The organism is Algibacter aquimarinus (assembly GCF_039543265.1).
Classification (GTDB): Bacteria; Bacteroidota; Bacteroidia; order Flavobacteriales; family Flavobacteriaceae; genus Algibacter_B; species Algibacter_B aquimarinus.
This window is the reverse complement of the sequence record NZ_BAABJK010000004.1, coordinates 600,741-618,367: the sequence shown is the minus strand read 5'-3', so window position 1 is coordinate 618,367 and position 17,627 is coordinate 600,741. Positions and strand designations below refer to the sequence as shown.

General features: G+C 32.1%; 8 protein-coding genes. All 8 read left to right on the top strand.

The annotated features are described in order from the left end of the window. The first annotated feature begins 106 nt into the window (after positions 1-106). The 8 genes from ABD939_RS05650 to ABD939_RS05615 all read left to right on the top strand — a co-directional run bounded on the left by ABD939_RS05650 (position 107) and on the right by ABD939_RS05615 (position 17,526). Positions 107-2,182: a glycoside hydrolase domain-containing protein gene (locus tag ABD939_RS05650; protein ID WP_345165513.1), complete on the top strand. Its 2,076-nt coding sequence runs from the start codon at positions 107-109 to the stop codon at positions 2,180-2,182. A 2-nt stretch (positions 2,183-2,184) separates the two neighbouring features. Further along, on the top strand, positions 2,185-3,813 hold the full coding sequence (locus ABD939_RS05645; protein ID WP_345165510.1) for a glycoside hydrolase family 28 protein: 1,629 nt from the start codon (positions 2,185-2,187) through the stop codon (positions 3,811-3,813). A 5-nt stretch (positions 3,814-3,818) separates the two neighbouring features. Then, the gene (locus ABD939_RS05640) at positions 3,819-6,125 is read left to right on the top strand and encodes a GH92 family glycosyl hydrolase (protein ID WP_345165507.1); all 2,307 of its coding nucleotides are present in this window, start codon (positions 3,819-3,821) and stop codon (positions 6,123-6,125) included. A 98-nt stretch (positions 6,126-6,223) separates the two neighbouring features. Continuing rightward, complete coding sequence (locus tag ABD939_RS05635; protein ID WP_345165502.1) at positions 6,224-7,663, top strand: glycoside hydrolase family 125 protein; 1,440 nt, start codon at positions 6,224-6,226, stop codon at positions 7,661-7,663. After that, positions 7,664-8,740 (top strand): phosphatidylinositol-specific phospholipase C1-like protein, encoded by a 1,077-nt coding sequence (locus ABD939_RS05630; protein WP_345165499.1) that lies wholly within the window; start codon positions 7,664-7,666, stop codon positions 8,738-8,740. Between the two features lie 22 nt (positions 8,741-8,762). Continuing rightward, positions 8,763-11,678 (top strand): glycosyl hydrolase 115 family protein, encoded by a 2,916-nt coding sequence (locus ABD939_RS05625; RefSeq protein ID WP_345165495.1) that lies wholly within the window; start codon positions 8,763-8,765, stop codon positions 11,676-11,678. A gap of 7 nt (positions 11,679-11,685) precedes the next feature. Further along, complete coding sequence (locus tag ABD939_RS05620; RefSeq protein ID WP_345165492.1) at positions 11,686-13,479, top strand: metallophosphoesterase; 1,794 nt, start codon at positions 11,686-11,688, stop codon at positions 13,477-13,479. Between the two features lie 15 nt (positions 13,480-13,494). Continuing rightward, positions 13,495-17,526 carry a two-component regulator propeller domain-containing protein gene (locus tag ABD939_RS05615; RefSeq protein WP_345165490.1) on the top strand — a complete coding sequence of 1,344 codons (4,032 nt, stop codon included), beginning with the start codon at positions 13,495-13,497 and terminating at the stop codon, positions 17,524-17,526. Positions 17,527-17,627 lie beyond the last annotated feature (101 nt).

Sequence of the window (17,627 nt, the reverse complement as noted above, 5' to 3'; positions counted from 1 at the left end):
TATATTTAATATTTAAAACTTTAATTTTTGAGTAATTAGTTTGAGTTAGTTTAGTTTTATAAAGGCAGATGAATTTAGTTGTCTGCCTTTATTTTTTAACTTCATTATGCATATATACCTTACACTTGTTTTTCTAAGCTTGTTTTGTTGTAAAAGACAAAATAATATAGTTCCTCAACCAGAGGAAAAGCAAAGCAATGCAGTATATATTAACCCTTTTATTTCTACAGAAAACGACCATGGGCAAACAGATGTTGCTGCCAGTGTTCCTTTTGGAATGGTAAAACCATGTCCAGATACAAACCCAATAGCACATTCTGGGTACGATTACAGTGCTAAAGAAATCATTGGTTTTTCAAATACCAGATTTTCTGGAGTAGGATGTAGAGGCGTAGGAGGAAATTTAAGAATATTACCTTTTGTTATTTCAAAAGAAGATTCAATTCCTAAAGGTCTAACATATTCAAAAGAAAGTGAAAAAGCTAAAGCTGGATATTATTCAGTTAATTTAAGAAACGGTGTAAAAACACAACTTACTGCAAATAGGCAAGTCGCATTTCATCAATATACATTTCCAGAATCTAAAAATGCTGGATTTACCATAGATTTAGCAAGTAGTTATGCGGGTCACGTATCTCATAGTTATCATATAGAAAATGGTATCATTAGTGGCAAAATAACAAGCGTTAATGTTTGTAGAAAAGGTAAATACACATTTTACTATGCTATTAGATTTAATCATGAAGTATCAGAAGTAACTGAAGATGATTCTAAATTGATTTTTAAGTTTTCAACTAAAAATAATCAAGATATTTTATTACGATGTGCTTTGTCGGTTGTTGATGAAAACAGTGCAATCCAAAATTTAAAATTATCAGAAAAATTAAGTTTTTCTGAAGTTAAAGAGCAAGCATTTACATCATGGAACAATCTTATGGATGTTGTTCATGTAGAGACAGAAAATGATACACTAAAGGAATTATTCTATACACATTTGTACCACGCAACACAATCGCCATTTATTATAAATGATAAAAATGGAGTGTTTAGAGGTAGTGATGGTAATCCATACAAATCTAATTCATCGCATTATCACGGTTGGTCTGTATGGGATACGTTTAGAACAAAACTTCCTTTATTTTCATTTTTATATCCAAATAGATATAAAGACATGTTAACGTCTTTAAAAGCATTGTACAAACAAGGGAAACCTGATTGGGCAACTGAAACAGAACCTTTTTTAACCATTAGAACAGAGCATACCATAGCTATTGTATTAGATGCATATCAAAAAGGAATTTTGCCATTTCCATTATCTGATATTTATGAAGAAATGAAAGCAGAAGCCAAACATTTACCGTTTAAATCGCCAGATAATGTATTAGAATCGAGTTATGATTTATGGGCACTTTCAGAAATTTCTAAAGCTTTAGGAGAAAATGCAGAAGCTAAATTTTATAGAGATAAAGCTTTTGAATATAAAACCCTTTGGAAAGACAAGTTTTTAACTATGGATGAAAATTCAGATATCATGCATGGAGACGGATTATACGAAGGCACGTTGTGGCAATACAGATGGTTTGTACCTTTTGATATAAATGGAATTCAAACCATGATAGGTGGTAAAGATGAGTTTGAAACTCAATTAGATTATTTCTTTGAAAACGAATTATTTAACATAGGTAACCAACCCGATATTCAAGTACCGTATTTGTATAATTACACAAATTCGCCATGGAAAACGCAAAGGTTAATAGACCAATTGTTAAATAAAGAAACGAATAATTGGTACGGAACACACCATAAATTAGAACAACCCATTACGCGTAAAATTTTTACTAATACGCCCAATGGTTATATCAAAGAAATGGATGACGATGCAGGCACCATGTCTTCATGGTACGTATGGTCTACAATGGGTTTATATCCTGTTTTTCCAGGAACTACTCAGTTGGCATTAACTACACCACAATTTGATGAATTTACTATAAAAACAAATGATAAACCGTTGCAAATAATTGCAAATGGCAGAACATCAAAAAAGATATACATTCAAAAAGTAACTTGGAATGGAGAAGAAATTAACTCAAGTATTATAGACTTTAATTTAATTTCTAAAGGCGGCATTTTGCAATTTGAATTAACTGATACACCCAATAAAGACTGGGGTAAACAAAATTAAACATGGCATACAAGACAAAATGTAGTACTTCTGTTTTATATGTTTTTTTACTGATTTTATTTTTTGGATCATGTAAAAAAGCATCCGAAACACCTGTAAATGTCTCTCAAAGTGAAGTTAAAAAAGAGTACCTAAAAAAGACTAACAATAAAGAATATTTAGTTACAGACTATGGTGTAGTAGGTAACCATAAAATATTAAATACAGTTGCTTTACAAAAATTAATAGATAAAGTTCATCAAGCTAATGGTGGTACTTTAGTGTTTCCTAAAGGGAGATACCTTTCTGGAGGTCTTGTAATGAAATCTAATGTAAGCTTGTATTTGAAAGAAGGTGCTGTTTTATTAGGGAGTACAAACCCTTATGATTATAAAGATGTACCAATGCCAGAACGACCTGAATCTCCAAAGAGAGATGATTACTCAAATATGGCATTTTTAGTAGCCTATAAAGCCAATAATTTTAAAATTTACGGCAAAGGTAAAATAGATGGGCAAGGGAGAGCTTTAGCACTAAATATAGATAGTTTACACCACTCAGGAGAACGTATAGATCCAAAGTACAACTACAGGCGCATGCGTCCCAATGAAACGGCAAGACCTAAATTATTCAGGTTTTCAATGTGTAAAAATGTAGATGTCTTGGATTTAAATCTTCAAAATGGAGCATGTTGGGGACTTTCTTTTGAGCTTTGCGAAAAATTAAAATTAGATAACCTTAAAATAGTTAACAGAGCCTTTTGGAATAACGATGGTATGGATATTACCGATTGTAAAAATGTACAAATAACCAATTGCGATGTAGATTCTGCCGACGATGGCATTTGTTTAAAATCATATTTTCCAAAGTATTATAATGATAGCATATATATTGCAAATTGTACAATTAAAAGTAGTGCAAGTGCATTAAAGTTTGGAACTGCATCTTACGGTGGATTTAAAAATGTAACTATCGAAAATATTAATGTTTTTGATACATTTCGTTCTGCAATAGCTATTGAAAGTGTTGATGGAGGTGCTATAGAAAACATTAGTGTGTCTAATATTGTTGCTAAAAATACAGGTAATGGTATTTTTATTCGCTTAGGTCATAGAGGTGGCGAGCAACCGGGAACCATAAAAAATGTACATATAAAAGATGTAAAGGTTGAAATACCTTTTGGAAGACCAGATATAAATTACGATTTAAGAGGACCAGAGGTCGATTTTTTCCACAACCCTTTTCCATCTTCAATTGTAGGTATTCCTGGGCATAATATAGAAAATGTAATTATAGAAAATATAGATATTACATATCCAGGTAGAGCATCAAAAGGAATGGCTTATGTGCCTTTAAGTAGATTAGAACAAGTGCCTCATAAAATAAAGGATTATCCAGAGTTTTCAATGTTTGGAGAACTGCCTGCTTGGGGGTTCTATGTTCGCTATGCAAAAGATGTTACTTTTAAAAATGTAAATTTAAAACTGGAAAACAAAGATTTTAGACCAGCATTTGTATTTGATAAAGTAAATGTTTTAAATTTAGAAAATGTGGTTTTACCAGAAACTAATCATAAACAGTTTGCATTAAAAGAAACGCATGAGGTAACAAAAGATGATGAATTGAAAACGGCTACTGCCATTATTAAATAGACCCAATGAGATATTGTAAATTTTTTATATTGTTTATACTATTATCAGTTTTTGCTTGTAAAAATGATAGTAAACAAATAATCACAGATGAGGTTTATAAAGAGGTCGATTTTTCAAATATGGTCTATCCTCAACTAGATACAGAAAATTCTAGATGGTTTTTCTTTTCGTCGGCATGCCGTCCTTTTGGAATGGTAAATTTAAGTCCAGATAATCAAATAGATGGAGCTTGGGGTAGTGGTTATCGTTATAAAACAGATACAATAAAAGGATTTAGCCATATTCATGGTTGGCAAATATCTGGTGTTTCTGTAATGCCAGTTACCTTTTCCGAAGAAAATAAAAATAACATTTTTACCGATTTCTATTCAAAATTTAGTCATGATAATGAAGTGGTAAAACCAGGTTATCATAGCTTAGAACTTCAACGTTTTAATATTAAAATAGAATTAACAAGTACCAAACGTGTCGGTTTTCATAAATATACATTTCCTGAAAAATCTGAAGCAGGAATCCTATTAAATTTAAATACCGTTTTAGGACCTAGCGATAATGCAAATGGCATATTAAAACAAATTAACGATAAAGAATTTGTTGGCTCTGTAGTAGCTACGCCAACGCATAGGAGACCAAAAGATTTAAAAGTATTTTTTAAAATAGCTTTAAATCAGTCTGTAAATCATCTTCAAAAAGATGAAGAAACAGGGAATTACATGTTGCATTTTAAGGATTTGAATACGCCGCTTTTTATGAAAGTTGCTATTTCATATACCTCAGAAGAAAATGCCAGTTTAAATATGAAAACAGAATTACCGCATTGGGATTTTAATGCTGTAGTTTCAGATTCAAAAACCGAATGGAATAGTCTTTTAGGAAGAATAAAAGTTGAAGGGAATACTGAAAAGCAACAAAAGAGATTTTATACAGACTTGTGGCATGCGCTTCAAGGAAGACGAACCATAAGTGATGTAAATGGTGCGTATCCAGATAATACAGGAAAAAGCTTTAGAATAGGGCAATTGCCTTTAAAAGAAGATGGTACGCCTAAGTTTAATCACTATAACTCAGATGCTTTTTGGGGGGCGCAATGGACAATAAATACTTTATGGGGCTTAGTATATCCAGAAATTTATGAAGAATTTACATGGTCTTTACTGCAGTATTACAAAGATGGTGGTTTAGTTGCTAGAGGACCATCAGGAGGAAATTATACTTATGTTATGACGGGAAGTTCGTCCACACCTTTTTTTGTGAGTGCCATTCAAAAAGGTATTCTTAAAAATAATTTAGAATATGTTTACGAAGCTTTAAAGAAAAACCATATGCCAAATGGTATTATGGAAAAGGCGGGCTATGAGCATAAAACACAAAAAGGAGGTGGTCTTAAATATTATTTAAAAAATGGTTTTGTGCCGCATCCAAATCCAGAAGGTAAATTTGGAGGGCATCAAGATGGTGCAGGTTTAACTTTAGAATATGCGTATCAAGATTGGACGTTAGCCCAATTGGCATTAAAGTTAGGCAAGAAAGCAGATTATAATTATTTTATGAAGCGTTCTAAAAACTATCAGAACCTATTCAATAAAAAAATAGGGTGGATGCAACCCAAAAATATAAAGGGACAATGGCAAGCTGACTATAGTCCTTACAATTATGAGGAAGGTTTTATAGAAGCCAATGGTGCACAATCTACATGGTTTGTACCTCATAATATTCCAGAATTAGGAGAATTAATGGGAGGAAAAGATGTGGCTTCCGATAAATTGAATACCCAATTTGAAGAGGCAGAAACCTTAAACTTTACCTCTGGAACATCACATGCATCAGAATTACATCCAGAATATAGAAAGATTCCAATAAACTATGGCAATCAACCCTCTATACAAACAGCTTTTGCTTTTCATAAACTGGGCAGACCAGACTTAACACAGTATTGGTCTCGAAAAGTAACATCTACCGTTTTTGGAGGTTTAGCACCATCAACAGGTTATAATGGAGACGAAGACCAAGGATTAATGGGAAGTCTTGCTGTGTTAATGAAAATTGGTTTATTCCAAATAAATGGCGGAACAGATGCAGATGCAGAATATCAAATAGGAAGTCCTATTTTCGATAAAATTTCCATTCAATTGCATCCCGATTATTATTCAGGAAAAACCTTAGAAATTCTAGCCACTGATAATAATGAAACCAACGTTTTTGCAAAAGAAGCGACCTTTAATGGTAAGTCATTAAAAGAATTTACCTTGTTTCATAAAGACATAACGAGTGGTGGTGTACTTAACATGAAAATGGAAGCCAGAGATAATTAAAGTGTATTATCTTTAGTGTATTAGGATGATATCTATTTTCTTAGAGGCACTAATCCTTATTTTATTCGTACCATTTTCAGATGCTAATTCTTAAATAAATGACAACAAGAAGAAAATTTATAAAACAAAGTGCTTTGGGTGTTGCTGGACTTACAGCATTAAACTGTTCTGCTTTAGGAGTAGCTCAGAATTTTCAAGCGTATCCTTCCAACAGACCCATTCCTTCTAAAAGAACATTTGTTAGTGATGCGGTTGAAAAAACTATAAAAAATGTAAAAAAAGGAATCAGTAATAAAGAATTGGCGTGGATGTTTGAAAACTGTTTTCCAAATACTTTAGACACCACAGTAGATTATGAGATTATTGATGATAAACCAGATACATTTGTTATAACAGGCGATATTGATGCCATGTGGTTGCGAGATTCTACAGCTCAAGTTTGGCCATATTTACCTTTGGTTCATAAAGATGAAAAACTAAAAAATTTATTTAAAGGCTTAATAAATAGGCAAACCAAATGCGTGTTGCTAGACCCTTATGCCAATGCATTTTACAAAGATGTTGCAAGACCAACAAAATGGAAAGACGATAAACCAACGCCACAGTCAGGTATTCACGAACGTAAATGGGAAATAGACTCTTTATGTTATGCCGTTCGTTTGGCTTACGGATACTATAAAGAAACCGGAGATACTTCTGTTTTTGATGCAGATTGGGATAAGGCCATGCGATTAGCAGTAGAAACCTTAAGAACAGAACAACGCAAAAGCGGAACAACACCCTATTATTTTGAACGCGTTAGAAGAAATAAAAACGTTACAGCACCTTTTAGTGGAAAAGGCAGACCAATAAAACCAGTAGGACTCATTTGTTCTGCATTTAGACCATCTGATGATGGTACGATGTACCCCTTTTTAATTCCATCAAACCTGTTTGCAGTAGAATCTTTAGCACAATTAAGTGAGGTTTATAAAACGGTTTTTAAAGACGATTTGTTTTCTAAAGAATGTGCTTCATTTTCTAGCGAAGTATTGCAAGCAGTAAATAAATACGCTATTTCAGAGCATTTACACTATGGCAAAATATATGCCTACGAAATAGACGGTTTTGGAAACAAAGTATGTATAGACGACCCTAATATTCCGTCATTAATCGCCATGAAATATTTGATGAATGAAGCGTTTTACGATTCCGAAGTCTATAAAAATACAAGAGCCTATTTATTAAGTGATGATAACCCTTATTATTTTAAAGGGAAAGCAGGCGAAGGGCAAGGTGGCCCACATGCAGGTTTAGATACCATTTGGCCTATGGGCATTATTTTAAGAGCCATGACAAGTGATAATGATGAGGAAATAGTTTGGTGTATCAAACAATTGATGAATACGCATAATGGCTCAGGATTTATGCATGAAACCTTTCATAAAGATGATGCTTCTAAATTCTCTAGGTCTTGGTTTGCTTGGGCGAATACCTTATTTGGGGAGCTAATTTTAAAGCTATACAACGAAAAACCGAAACTTTTAAAATCTATTTAAATGAAACAACGGGCTCTTTTATGTCTGATTATTGTTATCTGTTTTGGGTGTGCAAATAAAACACATTTAAAATTGAATGATATTCAGGTTATTGGAAGTCATAATTCATATAAAATAGGTATGGAAAAACCATTGTTAAATTATATTGGAACTATTGATTCTAGCAAAGCAAAATCTTTAGAATATGAGCATATTAGTATTAAAGAACAGCTAAATCTAGGTTTGCGAAATTTAGAATTAGATGTGTTTTACGACCCAAAAGGTGGTCATTTTTCCAATCCGAAAGGTTTAGAAATTGTAAAACAATCTGGAGCTATTCCAATGCCTTATGATGAAGATAATACTTTAGAAGCATCTGGATTTAAATTGTTTCATATTCAAGATATCGACTTTAGAAGTCATCATTTGTTATTCAAAGATTGTTTAAGCGTGATGAAGCAATGGTCGGATGAAAACCCAACACATACACCAATTATCATCTTAATGAATACGAAAGATAAAGCACTACCACAGTTAACAAAGCCATTGCCATTTTCAGTCAAAGCCTATCAAGAATTAGATGCTGAAATACGTTCGGTTTTTTCAAAAGACGATTTGATAGTGCCAGATGACGTGCGGAAAGATTTTAATAATTTGGAAGAAGCAGTCTTAAAAAACGGCTGGCCAAAATTAGAAGACTGTAAAGGGAAATTCCTTTTCGTTTTAGATGAAAAAGAACAAAAAAACAAGCTTTACATTAATGGTGATAGCACACTAAAAAACCGCGTATTTTTTGTGAATAGTAAAGAAGGAAATCCTGAAGCTGCGTTTAGAATTGTAAATAATCCCATTACCGATTTTGAATATATAAAGCAGTTAGTTGCAAAAGGGTATATGGTGCGCACGCGTGCCGATGCAGGAACTAAAGAAGCTAGAACAAACGATTACACCAAATTTGAAAAAGCAAAAGCATCGGGAGCGCAAGTAATATCTACCGATTATTATAAACCATCAACATTATTTAAATCTGATTTTGAAGTGAAGTTTGATGATGGCACTTATGAAAGGATTAAAAAAGCAGCAGAATACAATGACTAAACTCTTTAAACTCTTATTCTTAATGTTTTGTCTTTCCGCATGGGGGCAAAATACGATTCAATTCCCATTGGTTAAAAATGGAGAAATAGCTTCAATACACATTGATAAAAAAGATGCGGAAGTGGTTAGAATTGCTTCTAAAATTTTAGCAAACGATGTAAAAAATGTTTCAGGAAAAACAGTTGCAACTCATCAAAATAAAGCAGCATACCAAATTATTGCAGGTACATTAGGGAAAAGCAAAGTAATTCAGCAATTCGTTAAAAATCATAATATTGATGTTTCTCAAATTAAAGGCAAATGGGAAACATATAACATTCAAGTTATAAATAATCCTTCAAAAGGAATAAAAAAAGCATTAGTAATTATCGGTTCAGACCGAAGAGGAACTGCCTACGGACTGTTAGAAATATCTCGAATGATTGGTATGTCTCCTTGGGAATGGTGGGCAGATGTTAATCCAGAAAAGCAACAAGAATTAGTTTTAAACATAGAAAACAAGATTTATGGTGCGCCATCAGTAAAATATCGAGGCATTTTTTTAAATGATGAAGATTGGGGCTTACAACGGTGGGCTGCATTAAATTACGAACCAGAAACGGGAGATATTGGTCCGAAAACGTATGCAAAAGTATTTGAGCTTTTATTGCGTTTAAGAGCCAATACCATTTGGCCTGCAATGCATAAATGTACAAAGGCATTTTATCATTATCCAGAAAATAAAATAGTTGCCGATAATTATGCTATAGTTATTGGGAGTTCGCATGCAGAACCCATGCTGTGTAATATAAACGCAGAATGGCATCATGAAACTATGGGCGATTATAGATACGATACGAATTCAGAATCCATAAAATCATTATTTAAAAAACGAGCAAAAGAAACGGCAAATTTTGAAGGTATTTATACCGTTGGAATGCGTGGAGAACACGATTCACCTATGATAGTTGGCGAAGATGATACCGATTCTCAAGTAAAATTATTAGAAAAAGTAATAACCGATCAACGCGAAATTCTTAAAGCCAATACAAAGCGAGGAGTTGCAAAACCACAGGCATTTGTACCTTATAAAGAGGTGTTGCATTATTACCAGAGTGGTTTAGACTTGCCCGAAGATATTAGTTTGGTTTGGACCGATGATAATTACGGATACATGCGCCAATTGAGTAATGAAGATGAACAAAAAAGAAGTGGAGGGGCAGGAGTTTATTACCATACCTCGTATTGGGGAAGACCCCACGATTACCTATGGTTAAATTCTACAAATCCTGTTTTAATGTGGGAGGAAATGACGAAAGCCTATGAGTTTGGGTCTCAAAACATTTGGATTTTAAATTGTGGCGATATCAAACCACATGAATATAATATCGAGTTATTTTTAGATATGGCTTGGAATATTGATACTTTTAAAAATGACGATTCAGTTAAAAATCATCATCTAAATTGGAGTGCTAATGCATTTGGAAAAGAAAACGCAAAAGCTATTACCAATTTGATGTTTCAATATAACCGATTAGCCTTTCAGCGCAGACCAGAATTTATGGCTTGGAGTAGCGTAGAACCAGTTACCAAATCAGGAGAAACAGAGTTGACACAATATCATTATGGAGATGAAGTTGGTAAGCGCATTCAAGCGCATCAAAATTTAATTAGTGATGTAAATGAAATTCAAAAAAACATTCCAGCATACCGAAAAGATGCCTTTTATCAACTAATTCATTATCCCATTACAGGCGCATCAAATTTAAATCTTAAATGGCTTTACAGTTATAAAAATAAATTTGTTGCAGCTCAAGGAAGACAAAGTGCTAGCGATTTTGCTACGAAATCTTTTGATGCATTTAAAGCAATTCAAAAAGAAACGGACTATTTTAACAATACGCTCCAAAACGGAAAGTGGAAGCATATTATGACAATGGCGCCAAGGCATTTGCCTGTGTTTGCTGAACCAACGGCAACAATCCCTTTAAAAGAAAAAACGAGTATTTTGGGTATGGCTTTAGAAAGCTATCAAATGGAAGTAAATGATGCGGTTATAAATTCCTATGCCGATGTTTTACCCGTTTTTAATGCTTACACCAAAAACAAGTATTACATCGATTTATTTTTAAAAGGAAAAGATGAATTGGAATGGGAAGCAGTGCCTAAAGCAGATTGGATTATAGTATCGAAAACATCAGGAAAACTAAATAAAAACCATTTAGAAGAGCGTATTTGGGTAACTATAGATTGGGATAAAGTCCCGAAAGGAGAAAACAGAAAAGAAGCACCTTTAGGGCACGATTATCAACTGATTCCACCAAGTTTTAAAGTAAATTCTGGAATAGATTTTATTTCAAAAGATAAGAAAACACATATTGGGGTGTCTGTTTTTAATCCAAAATTAAAAGTGTTGGAAGATTACAAAGGCTTTGTTGAAGACAAAGGATTTGTTTCTATAAATGCAGAAAACTTTTCTCGTAAAGTTGATGGGAAAGAAGCAAAATGGACTACTTTTAATGGTGTTGGTTACACAGGAAATGTAAGTGTGGCATTACCACGAAAAGCAAAGTCTGAAATAGAATTGGAAGCTATAAAACAAAATAGTCCTATTTTAGAATACGATTTTTATGCGTTTAATTTTGGAGAGGTTGATGTGTTTTTACAAGCCATTCCAACACATGCGCCTAATAACAAAACAGGTGTGCGTTGTGCCATAGCTATTGATGATGCAGAACCTGTTATAGTCGATTTTCAAACTTTTGGGAGAAGTGATGCTTGGAAACAAAATGTATTAAAAAATGCATCCGTACAATCTGTAAAGCAAATTGTAAATACAGCAGGAAAACACAAATTGAAAATTTGGATGGTAGATGCTGGCGTAATGATAGACCAAATTTTAATCGACTTTGGAGGATGGAAAAAATCGTATGCATTTCCTCCAGAAACTAAAATGTAGTATCTAAATGTTCAAAAGACTTAGTGTCATTTTTATTGGTTTGCTATTGTTTTCTTGTAATGAGAAGCAAGGAAAAACAGATAAGAGCTTTAAAGTGGCTTTTATGGCAGATGTGCATCTGCAAGATATTTACGGCACGTTTTCAGATAATGAGTATAAAGGTGTTTTAAATTCAGCAACAGGCAAATATACCTTGGTAAGAACCATGCAATCGCAATTGCAATCTACGCGATTATTCAACGAAAACTATTTTGCTTTTTTAGCTGCTTTAGATGATGTAGCGTCTCGTAACATAAAATACGTGGTGCTGCCAGGGGATTTTAGTGACGACGGACAAATGCTGAATATAAAAGGGCTAAAACAAATATTAAAAAAGTATTCAGAAGCGCATGATATTGAGTTTATACTTACAACAGGTAATCATGACCCTGTGCGCCCGTTTTACCAAGAGTCGGGTAAATACGATTTTCTTGGAGAAGGCGGAAAACAACAACCTATTTTTAGTTCAGAAAAAGCGTTTAAAGCTGAAGAAAATCAAGAATTGAACCCCATTTTTACCAAAGATATTGCTAAGTTGGGGTATAAAGAAATACTTTCCGAATTAAAGGATTTTGGGTTTTTTCCAAAGGAAAAAGATGTGTATTGGGAAACACCGTTTTCAGATTATACGTATTCAAATTATCAGTTTAATGAGGCAATACAACAAGCCGATTTATCAAATAGAAATTATGAAATTCCGCCTTTTGGAAACAAAATTCCAGATGTAAGTTATTTGGTAGAACCCACGGAAGGGCTTTGGTTTTTAGCTATTGATGCGAATGTTTATGTGCCAAGGAATTCAAAAAATTACGGTAGTGCAAGTATTGGTTATAATAATGTTTTAACGCATAAAAAACACCTGCTAAATTGGATTAAAACTGTTACACAACGTGCAGAAAAGTTAAATAAAAAACTAATCGTTTTTAGTCATTATCCAACTGTAGATTTTAACGATGGTGCCTCAGAACATATTCAAAATTTATTAGGAGAAACTAAAATGCAATTGCACAGAGCACCTAAAGAAGTTGTTGCAAAAGCTTTTGTAAATGCTGGTGTAAAAGTCCATTTTGGCGGTCATATGCATATTAATGATACGGGCGTTGCAACTTTTAAAAGTGGTAGTTTGGTAAACATTCAAATTCCATCATTAGCAGCATATATTCCAGCGTATAAAATTGCAACTGTATCAGCCAAAGAATTTAAAATAGAAACTATTGTAGTGGATAGTGTTCCTAGATTTAGGGAGTTATTTCCGCTATACAAGCAAGAGTATGAACATCTGAAAAAAAGTAATTCAAAAACAGTATGGGATTCTACTATTTTAAAAGCTAAAAGTTATAAAGATTTCACCCAATTTCATTTAAAGGAATTGGTGCGATTACGATTTTTAGAAGAAGATTGGAATATTTCTTTTACCGATTTTCTAGTAGAAGCAACAGGGGAGGATTTACTAAAATTTGCTTCAGGGGATACTAAAAATAATACTGAATTTAAAACTTGGGCAGGTTTTGATATGCTTTTTGATTTATATCGACTGCGTTCTGCCGATGCTCTTGCTTTTAGTGATATTGGAGAAAAAAGATTAGATAATTACAAACAAATCATTGAACTGTTTCAGGATAAATTCCAACATTTAAAAACACCTTCTAATAGACAAAAAGACTTCAATCAGTTTTGTTTCATCTTTAAAAAGTTTTTAAATGGTGAGCCATCTCAAAATTTTGTGATAAATTTAGAGGAGCACAAAATTATAGTTAACTAAATATCGAGCACTAATTTGAAAACGAATAGACTGTTTATATTTTTCATTTTTATTTGTACTTGCATAACAAGTGCTCAAGAACTCGTTTTTGAACATTATAATGAAGTAAATGGATTGTCTCACAATTCAGTAAGGTCTATTGTACAAGATAGTAAAGGCTTTTTGTGGATTGGTACATTTGGAGGAGTAAACAGGTTTGACGGTTACGATTTTAAAACCTTTGAAGTTAAAGTTGATGATTCTAATTTTCTGAATAGTGATGATATTTTGGAGATTGTTGCAGACAAGCACGATAATCTTTGGATTGCAACAGATTTTGGTCTAACTAAATACAATATTCCAACACACACATTTAAAACGTATCATAGCAATAAAAATAAGAAGAATGCAATTGTAGGAGATAAAATCAGGTCTATTTTTATTGATAACTCAGATAGACTTTGGGTGGGTACCATGCAAAATGGAATATGTTATTTTAATAAAAAAGAAGAACGTTTTTATAAAGTCAATGCAGATGGAGCTAAGAATATAAGGTCAATATATCAAACTAGCGATGGTAAAATATGGTTTACAACTTTTAATAAAGGTGTTTTTAGTCTTACTATAGATGAAAAAAATAATATTTCTAATTTCAAAAATTATAAGTTGTCTCCTAAAAAAGGTGAATTAATTAATGATTCGGACGCTTATTTTATTTTAGAAGATAAGTTGCATGAGTTATATGTAGGAACAAAAGATGGATTATATCAATTTAATAATATTGATAACGAGTTTAGCCTGATTCATAAAGATAATTCTACTGATTATTTTAGATGCTATACCATTGCTCCTGATGGAAAATATTGGTTTGGTACATTAAACGGTATTATAGAATGTGAAAGTATTGAGGATATAAAAAACAACACATTTAATAGGTATATTCCAGATATTAGAAACACGAGTTCTTTAGTAAATAATTATATTTTATCTCTTTATTTTGATCAATCTGGCATACTATGGATAGGTACAGAGAATGGCTTAGATAAATTAGATCCTTACGAAAATCAATTTAAATCTATAAAGGCAAATTTTACTTCAAGTGGCAATATTCCAGTTATAAGCTCCTTTGCAAAAACCTATGATAATAAAGTGTTAGTAGGAACAAATTCTAACGGATTGTATATAAAATATGGTAATGCATTTAAGCAAATACTAAAATCTTACAAGAGAATAAGTAGTATTTATACCATTGATAATATTGAGTTTTTTATAGGATTGTGGAGCGGAAAAGTTCTAAACTATAACTTAAAAACTAACAGCGTAACAGAGCTAAATGTTGGTGTAAAATCATCTCCAATATCAACATTTTATAAAATTTCTGATACCAAGTTATTAATAGGGTCTGTTGGAGAAGGGTTAATTGAGTTTGATTTAAAAAAGAGAACGTCTTTAAAAATTAATCCTGAGCTTGATGCTATGCAAGATATTAATAAAATTGTACCTGATAAAGAAGATGTTTTATGGTTGGCAACAGAAGAAGGTGTAGTTAAGTATAACATAGAAAATAAAGAAACAAGGCATTACAAATTTGAGGAAAATAAAAGACGATTATCTAATAATAAAATAAAAGACATTATTATTGATGGTAAGGGTACAGTTTGGGCAGGTACACGAAAAGGGCTTAATTATTATGATTCATTAAGAGATGACTTTTTTCTTAAAGAGAATCCTGTAGAATTGAAGAATAGTTGGATAACAGATATGACAACTGACATTCATGGCTGTTTATGGTTAAATATGAATTATAATAAGATTGTAAAGTATATCCCAGAAAAAAACGAGTACAGATCGTTTCATATAAACAATGGTGTGCGTTCAAATCTTATTAATAAACGTGGGTTTTTGCAATATGATAACACAAGAATTTATATAGGTGGAGACAAGGATATTATATATTTTTCACCTATTGATATAAAGGAAAATACCAACGCGCCTAAGCCTTTAATAACGGATTTTAAAATACAAAACAAGGAAGTATTGCCAGGCATTGAAATTGATAATCAAATAGTTCTTAATAAAGATTTAAACTATAATAATTCAGTTGAATTAAAATATCGCAATCGTAATTTTTCAATAAAGTTTGCAATACCATCTTATGCCAATGAGCGGTTAAATACCTATGAATATAAGCTAGAAGGTTTTGATGATACCTGGAATACAACTACAAGTAATTCAAGAACAGTTCAATACACTAACTTATATCCTGATGATTATATTTTGAGGGTAAAAGCGTCTAATAATAACGGATATTGGAGTGATGTATCAACTTATAATATAAGTATATCGTCTCCTTTTTGGTTAACATACCAATTCTTTATTTTGGTTTTGGTGTTACTTTCAGTTTTTATTTATTTTTTAAGAAAACAGATTAAATACCGTATTCAACTAAAGCAAGAACTTTTACTTGAAAAAGTAAAAAGAGAACGAGATGAAAAATTAAATAACGAAAAGCTGCGGTTTTTTACAAATATCTCTCATGAATTGCGTACCCCTTTAACGTTAATTTTAGGTCCAGCAAAACAATTACTAAATGCACAAGTTGGAGGAAGTCAATCAAAACATAAAATTGGTTTAATTCATCAAAATGCCAACAGACTTTTAAGACTAGTAAATCAAATATTAGATTTTAGAAGAGCTGAAACTGGAGAACTAAAACTAAAAGTTTCAGAAGTTGATGTAATACAAAGCACAAAAAGTGTTTTCTATTCTTTTATAGAGTTAGCGCAGTCAAAAAACATCAATTTTAATTTCAATACCGAAGACGATGCAATTATGTGTTGGGTAGATATTGATAAGTTGAATAAGATGCTTTATAATCTGTTGTCAAATGCAATGAAATTTACTGATAATCATGGTAATGTTGATTTATTTATAGGTATCGGAGATAAAAAAAATAAAACCTTAATCATTGAAGTTAGTGATGATGGTATTGGTATACCCTCAGAAAGTCAGGAAAAAATATTTTCAAGATTTTATCAAGCTAAAAATAGTATGAAGAATACAACGGGAACTGGTATAGGACTTTCCTTAGTAAAAGCCTTGGTAGAAATTCATAAAGGCTTAATAAAGGTTGAAAGTGAAACTAAAAAAGGAAGTGTATTTACTATTGAATTGCCAGTTTATAAAAATGCTTTTACAACTGAAGAAATACAAGAAGTAGATACTGAGAATTCTCAAAAGAATACTGAGGAAATTATTAAAGAAGCTCCTTTAGTGTTGAATCAAACTGAATCTAAAACCAAAAATTTAAATATTGATGTTAAGCATAAAATATTAGTTATAGAAGATAATTCTGAACTTAGAAAATATGCTGTAGACTATTTGTCTGACTTTTTTACAGTTTATGAAGCTGAAAATGGAAAAGAAGGCTTAGAAATTTGTAAAAAGATAAAACCAGTATTGTGCGTAGTAGATGTTATGATGCCAGTAATGGATGGTTTTAAGTTTGTAGAAGCCTTAAAAAATGATGAAAATATTAGTCATATAGCAGTTATTTTGTTAACAGCTTTGGCAGAAAACGAAAATAGAATTAAGGGCTATAAAATTGGAGTAGATGGCTACTTAGTTAAACCTTTTGACCCCGCCTTATTAAAATCGAGAATAGATAACGTTATAAAAATTCATTTTGATTTAAAACAACGTTTTTCAGGGGTTGCAGAAAGCGATGTAATGACCTTGGCACATTCTCAAATTGATATTGATTTAGTATCTAGAATCAAAGAAGTTATTGAAACCAACTTAAACGAACCTAATTTATCGCCAAGTTTCGTTTCAGATGAAATGGCTATGAGTTCTTCTAAATTATACAGAAAAATAAAGCAGTTAACAGATTTGTCTCCTAACGAGTTCATTCGAACCATTCGTTTAAAAAAGTCAGCTCAACTTTTAAAAACTAAAAACTACAATGTCTCTGAAGTATCGGATATGGTTGGATTTAATGACCCCTTATATTTCAGTAGGGTTTTTAAAAAGCAATTTGGTTACGCTCCTAGTAAATTATTAAAGTAAAGTGTTTTTTATGTCTTTTAAGGCGTTCTAAAATTTTTCATTTTGAAAACATCCATGTTTTTGAATAAAATGTCTGTATGCTATTATAGCTTAAATGCGAC

What these genes read in the sequence shown, in the direction of transcription:
- ABD939_RS05650 (WP_345165513.1), top strand. Translation starts at nt 107, where the DNA reads ATGCATATATACCTTACACTTGTTTTTCTAAGCTTGTTTTGTTGTAAA.
- ABD939_RS05645 (WP_345165510.1), top strand. Translation starts at nt 2,185, where the DNA reads ATGGCATACAAGACAAAATGTAGTACTTCTGTTTTATATGTTTTTTTA.
- ABD939_RS05640 (WP_345165507.1), top strand. Translation starts at nt 3,819, where the DNA reads ATGAGATATTGTAAATTTTTTATATTGTTTATACTATTATCAGTTTTT.
- ABD939_RS05635 (WP_345165502.1), top strand. Translation starts at nt 6,224, where the DNA reads ATGACAACAAGAAGAAAATTTATAAAACAAAGTGCTTTGGGTGTTGCT.
- ABD939_RS05630 (WP_345165499.1), top strand. Translation starts at nt 7,664, where the DNA reads ATGAAACAACGGGCTCTTTTATGTCTGATTATTGTTATCTGTTTTGGG.
- ABD939_RS05625 (WP_345165495.1), top strand. Translation starts at nt 8,763, where the DNA reads ATGTTTTGTCTTTCCGCATGGGGGCAAAATACGATTCAATTCCCATTG.
- ABD939_RS05620 (WP_345165492.1), top strand. Translation starts at nt 11,686, where the DNA reads ATGTTCAAAAGACTTAGTGTCATTTTTATTGGTTTGCTATTGTTTTCT.